The organism is Curtobacterium sp. APC 4022, assembly GCF_030407555.1.
Taxonomy (GTDB): domain Bacteria; phylum Actinomycetota; class Actinomycetes; order Actinomycetales; family Microbacteriaceae; genus Curtobacterium.
The window spans coordinates 24665-30786 of sequence record NZ_JASDDD010000042.1 but is presented as its reverse complement, the minus strand read 5'-3'; the positions used below and the strand labels follow the sequence as shown (position 1 = coordinate 30786).

Genomic DNA, 6122 nt, shown 5'->3' with positions numbered 1-6122 from the left:
GTGCCGGGGCCGCTTCACGTCACGGCCACTGCACGCCGGCGCGCAGCTCGAGGAGTCAGGTAGGACCGCAGCTGGCGGCTGACTGGGCGTGGCATGCTCGGCCGTCCCGACTGAACGGTCTGGCCGACCCAGCGCTCGGCACGCCAGCATCTCAAGGTGAGTTTGCTCCAGAACCGATCGAGCGCTATCTTCAGTTTCGCTGTGAAATTGCCTTGTATCTTCCGGGCATGCACAGCATCTTGCTGCGTCCGAGGGGCGGACGCGGCTGAAGGGGGCCTTCTTGTCTACATCTCTGTCGCGACGGCAACACCGTTGGTACGTGCTCATCGTGCTCGCGGTCCTGGTCGCACTGATCAATGCGGTGTCGCTCATCGCTCCGACGTCCTCCGCAAGTGCGGCAGGAACGTGCGGGACCTACTGCCAGAACATCTCGAGCGATCGCGTCACGCTCGCCAAGCAAATCGGTTCCTACGTCGCCAACGGCACGTTCGAAGCCACGCAGCCGGGCGGGCCGAAAAACGACCTCTACAACAACGAGATCCTGCCCGTCGCGCAGAGCGGCGATGCGCCCGGATGCGAGGTCGACACCCGTGTCCTGCAGACCATGGTCATCGTGGTCAAGAAGTTCGGGTCGCTGAAGATCAACGACCTCAACCGCAAGTGCCCGACCATGGGGCACTCCTACCCGTGTTCCGAGTTCGAGGGTTCGCTGCATTGCGTCAACCCGAGCCTTGCCATGGACTTCGGTGCTGTCGGCGGGATCACGGTCAACGGCATCAACAACCAGTCGCACGTGCTCCTGAACTTCCTCGACACCTTCGTGCCGACCGGCACGACGGCAGGCCAAGGTCCATGCAAGGACACCGGTGTTCAGCGCGGTTGGACCTTCACGCACATCACCAAGCAGGTGGCTGACGCGTGCACGCACCAGCACTTCGACTTCAGCAGCACCAACGCACCGCTCGCCATCGGCGCATCGGCTTCCGGCTACGTCATCTCGTCGCAGGTCAACACCGGTCGGCTCTGGAGCATCACGAACAAGAAGGCTGCGACCAACTACCCGGTCGGCGTTGCCGCCGGCACCAGCCCGGCGATCGCACCGCTCGGTGACGGAAAGTTCGTCACCGCTTTCCAGGCCGCGGGCGGAGCGCTCTGGACGATCGACTCCGCCGGTGCCGCTACCACCTTCCCGGTCGGCATGAAGGCGGGCACCAGCCCGGCGATCATCCCCACCTCCGGTGGCGGGTACGTGGTGGCCGTGCAGGCCAACACCGGCAAGCTCTGGACCATCACGAACACGAAGGCAGCAACCGCGTTCGACGTCGGGATGATGGCGGGTACCGACCCGTCGATCACCGCGGTCGGTAGCGGGTACGTCGTGGCCGTGCAGACCAACACCGGTGCGCTCTGGAGCGTCACGAACACGAAGGCAGCAACCGCGTTCCCCGTCGGTATGAAGGCGGGTACGAGCCCGGCGATCACGTCGACGGCGAACGGCGGGTACGTGATCGCCTTCCAGACCAACACCGGCGACCTCTGGAGCATCACGAACACGAAGGCCGCAACGGCGTTCCCGATCGGGATGAAGGCGGGCACGAGCCCGGCGATCCTCCGGACGACCAGCGGTTACGTGGTCGCTGTCCAGACGAACACCGGCGCCCTGTGGACGATCACCGGTGACAAGGCTGCGACCGCGTTCCCGGTCGGCATGGCTGCAGGTACGAGCCCGTCGATCGCAGCGGTCGGAGACGGCTACGTCGTCGCGGTCCAGACCAACACCAACGACCTGTGGTCCATCAACGACGAGAAGGCAGCGACTGCGTTCCCCGTCGGCATGAAGGCCGGAACGAGCCCGGCGATCCTGTCGCGGTAGTCGGCAACAATTGAAGGAGGGGCGGGTCACCACGGTGCCCGCCCCTTCCTCGTCGCCTGGCTCAGCAGCGTCAGCGTGGGACACGAAGACCTCCTGGTCGGTGAGGCGGTTCCTGGACAGCTCCGCTCCACCGCCGGGAGGCCTTCTTCGATCAACGCGTCAACGACCGCCCAACGACACAACGTCCCTGGACATCACAGCTAGCGCGACAAGACCTGGTGTGTCCCGTTCCTGCGGTAGAGAGTTGATGGCTACCTGGCGAGATGTTGCCGCGGGTGTGCGAAGCTGCTCGCCATGACCGAGGAGCCGATGGAACACGGACCGGGCTACTACGAGCGGCTGGCCCAGGAAGACGCCAAGCGCCGTGGCTTGAGCTCGGAGGAGTACGGCGTTTACAAAGGCAGCGTCGGGAGCGCGGTGCCCCCGGTCAACTCTGCATCCGGGCTGCTCATCATCTCCATCGTGCTGACCGTGATCATGGTCGGGGTCACAGTCGGCATCGGGTTCTTGGTCGCGCAGAGTCTCGGACTGATCGAACCGACTCCGGGTGACACCAGCCTGGATCCGGTGATGTGGTTCTTCGTCCTTGTCTTCTACGTCTTCCCGGTGTGGTCGTGGGTCTACTACGTGCGGGAGCGACGTGCGCAGAAGCTGCGCATGAGTCGCGGTCTGCCGAAGAACCTGAGCTGATGTCTCACGTCCAGCACGAGCGACGCGGCGTGCGGACCGTCGAGATCTCCATACTGAGGCAATGCCCCGTTCTCAGCGCATCATCGTCGCCTCCGGCTTCCTCCTGGCTGCTGCTCTCGCACTGGTCGTCGCCGCGAGCCAGATCGGCCTGACGCGGTACTCCGCACCTGGCGCCAGCGGAGTCGCGACGAAGCAGATCGCACTGTTCGAACCAGCGATCGTGGGCACCGTGGTGTCTGCCCTCGCCACCCTGGCGCTTCTCGCGCATCTCGTCGTCGTCACACGGCGCACAGTGCCGCGGTGGCAGTGGGGTGTGTCTGGCACGGTCTGCGTTCTCGCCGTACTCACAGCAGTGATCGTGTCCACCGCGGACCGACCGGTGTTCTAGGTCGCCGCCCGGTGATCGACGCCTGAGTCACGGGGTCGCCGACTTCGGGTACACACTCTCCGGTCACCGGACGGGCACCGATCTCCGTGCCTCTGTCTGGCGCGGAAGATCACGTGCCGGGACCCGCTAACTCTGGTCGGGCAGCCAATCCGAACTGGAGAGGACGCCGAGCAACAACGCCATGATCTCGAGGCCTGCCAGCACCACCGCGCTCAACAGCACGATCGCCACGGTCACGACAGTGCGACGCTGTCGTCCGAGCGGAGTGAGGAGCAGAACGCCACCCACGAGCACCAAGGCACCGAGCACAACGCTGAACAACGGGAAAGTCATCCACGTATCTTGACTCAGCAACGACCGCAGCGACCAGCCCGAGACTTCAGCTCAACCCGGATGGGAGCCGCTCCACGTCACCGAATCGAGGGGGCGCGGACGCGGTGACTGACCGGAACGCCCTGCGTCGCATATGACGAGGCAGCGGGCGTCAGTCCCGTGAACGATCGCCTACCGAGAAGTGTTCACAGCATCATCCCCAGCACCGTACGAACAGCGATGGCCCCGCCGTGGTCGTCCGCTCGTCGGACCATCCCGATCTTCTGCGCGACCCGCTCAGAGGCAGCATTGTCGGGATGGATGATCGCGACGAGTTCGGCCGCATCGAGTGCAGCACGAGCGAAATCGCGACAGGCAGCCGCTGCCTCGGTTGCGTAGCCCTGCCCGTGGAGCGTCGCGCGCACGTGGTAGCCGACCTCGAGCATCGGGACGCCGTTGACGTCCTGCCAGGTCAGTCCGCAGTCACCGACGAACTGCCCCGCGTGCGTCTCGATGATCCAGAGCCCGAAGCCGTGGGCGGCGTAGTTGTCCTGGTTCCAGGCGATCCATCGCGCCGCATCGTCACGACTCTTCGGTGCGGGGTAGAACTCCATGACCTGCGGGTCTCCAAGCAGGTCGGCCATGTCGTCGAGGTCTGCCGGAGTCATCTCACGGAATCGGAGCCGCGTGGTGGGAGCAGGGAGCATCTCAGCACCGTACCGGCCGCCGATCGGTCGTCGGAGTCGTCCGAGATCATCGACCGCGTCGCGCCCGTCCCCGTCCCCGTCCCCGTCCCCGTCCTGCCGGACGCGAGCCGCGCCTCCAGATCGGGGCCCGACCTCAGCCCGCAGGAACCGCCTGCGCGACCGCGAGCCGCGCGACCAGCTCGACGTGCCGCGCCATGTCGTACGACGGGTCGAAGAGCCACTGGAGCTGCATGCCGTCGGACACCGCGAGCAGCACGGTCGTCAGCTCGACCGGGTCGACGTCCGGTCGGAGCAGGCCGTCCTGCTGCATGGTGCGGAAGTCCGCGGACAGGTCACGGCGGCTGCGTTCGTAGCGCTCCCGGAAGTAGGCGTGCGCCGGGTGCTCGGGGTCGGTGGCGGCCGCCGCGGACAGGTTGACGAACATCTGCACGAGACCGGGGACCTCGACGTTGTGCCGGACGATCGCGATGAGCAGCGCCGCGGGGTCCGAGGCGTGCCAGTCGTGCTCCCCGTCGAGCTGGTCGCGGCGTCGGAGGATCTCGACCCACAGGTCGTCCTTCGAGTCGAAGTAGTGCAGCAGGCCGGCCTGGGTGAGCCCGACTGCTGCGGCGATGTCGTTGATGCTCGTCCGTCGGAAACCCTGCGAGGCGACGAGGTCCAGCGCGACCGTCAGGATCTCCTCGCGCTTCGCGATCCCCTTCGCGTACGAACCTCGTCGTGCCATGGCAGGACTGTACCGCTCGGACTGCCGACAAAAACCTAGTGTCAGTCGGTTTTGGTGTTACGGTGACGACAGCCGCCGATGGAGGCGTGCGAGTCACCGATGGCGGTGGCGTTCCCGAGAAGAGGTTGCCGTGGCCAACGACGCACGACTCGTCCCCGACACCCCGACCGCGGTGGCTCCCACCGTCGGACGTGGAAGCCCGCTCATGTACACGCTCGGCATGCCGCTCGCGATGTTCGGTCTGTACATCGCCCTGCTGCCGCCCGTGCTCGTCGCGATGGCGCTCAAGGTCGCCGAGATCGCTCCGGACGACCAGGCGGGTGTGCTCGGCCTGGCGCTCGGCATCGGCGCGTTCGCCGCGATGGTCGCCAACCCCCTGGCGGGTCGCTTCAGCGACCGGACTGCCGGGAGGCTCGGCATGCGTCGTCCGTGGATCATCGGTGGCACGGTGGCACGGTGGTCGGGTTCGCAGCCCTCGTGGTCGTCGCGACGACGTCCTCCACCGTCGTGCTCGTGATCGGGTGGGCCGTGGCGCAGATCGCCTACAACGCCACGATCGCGGCGCTCACGGCCGTCCTGCCGGACCACGTCACGCGATCGCAGCGCGGTCGGGTCGCGGCGCTGCTCGGGCTCGCGCAGAACCTCGCACTCGTGGGCGGAACCTTCCTGGTGCAGCTCTTCTCGACGTCGGCGTCGCAGATGATCATCCCCGGGGCGATCGGCTCGATCGTGGTCGTGCTGTACGCGGTGGTCTTCCGTGACCGCGTGCTCGCTGCGAAGCCGACGTCGAAGCTCGGCATCGGGCAGCTGTTCGGGTCATTCGTGTTCAACCCCCGGAAGCACCCGGACCTCGGCTGGGCGTGGCTGACGCGGTTCATGATGGTCGCGGCGCAGTACACGGCGGTCAGCTACCTCACCTACTTCCTGCGGGACGACATCGGGGTCGACAAGACGAACCTGGCGAACGCCGTGTTCCAGGGCACGCTCTGGAACGTCATCGGGATCGTCCTGACCTCGCTCGTCGCCGGGTGGCTCTCCGATCGGCTCGGCCGGCGGAAGCTGTTCGTCGCGGTCGCCGGCATCGTCGGCATCGCCGGACTCGTGATCATCGCGCTCGCCCCGTCGCTCGGCATGGTCCTCGTCGGTGAGTTCGTGATGGGTGCCGGCATGGGCGTCTTCTACGCGGTCGACCTCGCACTGATCACCGACGTGCTGCCGTCCGACCAGGACAACGCGAAGGACCTCGGCGTGGTCAACATCGCCCAGGCGCTCCCGCAGTCGCTCGTGCCGGCGGCCGCTCCCGGCGTGATCGCCGTCACCGGCGGGTACTCCGGGTTCTTCATCACCGGCGCCGTCATCGGGCTGCTCGGGATCTTCTCGGTCTCGCGCATCCGCGGTGTCCGCTGACCTGCTGCTCTCCACTGCTCT

The 6122-nt window shown here is 66.5% G+C and carries 8 protein-coding genes; 5 read left to right on the top strand and 3 right to left on the bottom strand.

What is annotated here, in order from left to right:
* Positions 1–319: 319 nt before the first annotated feature.
* The 3 genes from QL987_RS12835 (at position 320) to QL987_RS12825 (ending at position 2951) form a co-directional block, all read left to right on the top strand.
* Positions 320–1873, top strand: coding sequence for a hypothetical protein (locus tag QL987_RS12835; RefSeq protein ID WP_290157992.1), 1554 nt, complete (start codon positions 320–322; stop codon positions 1871–1873).
* A 294-nt stretch (positions 1874–2167) separates the two neighbouring features.
* Complete coding sequence (locus QL987_RS12830; protein WP_221850255.1) at positions 2168–2563, top strand: hypothetical protein; 396 nt, start codon at positions 2168–2170, stop codon at positions 2561–2563.
* A 61-nt stretch (positions 2564–2624) separates the two neighbouring features.
* Positions 2625–2951, top strand: a complete 327-nt coding sequence (locus QL987_RS12825; protein WP_221850254.1) for a hypothetical protein — start codon at positions 2625–2627, stop codon at positions 2949–2951.
* 126 nt (positions 2952–3077) lie between these two features.
* Here the strand turns inward: QL987_RS12825 and QL987_RS12820 are convergent, their stop codons facing one another.
* From QL987_RS12820 to QL987_RS12810, 3 genes are all read right to left on the bottom strand, one after another.
* The gene (locus QL987_RS12820) at positions 3078–3284 is read right to left on the bottom strand and encodes a hypothetical protein (RefSeq protein WP_221850253.1); all 207 of its coding nucleotides are present in this window, start codon (positions 3282–3284) and stop codon (positions 3078–3080) included.
* Between the two features lie 185 nt (positions 3285–3469).
* Entirely contained in the window at positions 3470–3970 is a 501-nt protein-coding gene (locus QL987_RS12815) for a GNAT family N-acetyltransferase (protein WP_290157988.1), read from the bottom strand.
* A 133-nt stretch (positions 3971–4103) separates the two neighbouring features.
* Positions 4104–4694, bottom strand: coding sequence for a TetR/AcrR family transcriptional regulator (locus QL987_RS12810; protein ID WP_290157986.1), 591 nt, complete (start codon positions 4692–4694; stop codon positions 4104–4106).
* A gap of 130 nt (positions 4695–4824) precedes the next feature.
* On the opposite strand from QL987_RS12810, the gene QL987_RS12805 reads away from it, so the two are divergent.
* Positions 4825–5211: a hypothetical protein gene (locus tag QL987_RS12805; protein WP_290157985.1), complete on the top strand. Its 387-nt coding sequence runs from the start codon at positions 4825–4827 to the stop codon at positions 5209–5211.
* The gene (locus QL987_RS12800) at positions 5151–6101 is read left to right on the top strand and encodes an MFS transporter (protein WP_290157984.1); all 951 of its coding nucleotides are present in this window, start codon (positions 5151–5153) and stop codon (positions 6099–6101) included. Before QL987_RS12805 ends, QL987_RS12800 begins: the two co-directional genes overlap by 61 nt.
* Positions 6102–6122 lie beyond the last annotated feature (21 nt).

Bases quoted from the DNA above. Each gene is read 5' to 3' on its own strand.
- QL987_RS12810 (WP_290157986.1), bottom strand. From the start codon at position 4,694: ATGGCACGACGAGGTTCGTACGCGAAGGGGATCGCGAAGCGCGAGGAG.
- QL987_RS12815 (WP_290157988.1), bottom strand. From the start codon at position 3,970: ATGCTCCCTGCTCCCACCACGCGGCTCCGATTCCGTGAGATGACTCCG.
- QL987_RS12830 (WP_221850255.1), top strand. From the start codon at position 2,168: ATGACCGAGGAGCCGATGGAACACGGACCGGGCTACTACGAGCGGCTG.
- QL987_RS12825 (WP_221850254.1), top strand. From the start codon at position 2,625: ATGCCCCGTTCTCAGCGCATCATCGTCGCCTCCGGCTTCCTCCTGGCT.
- QL987_RS12820 (WP_221850253.1), bottom strand. From the start codon at position 3,284: ATGACTTTCCCGTTGTTCAGCGTTGTGCTCGGTGCCTTGGTGCTCGTG.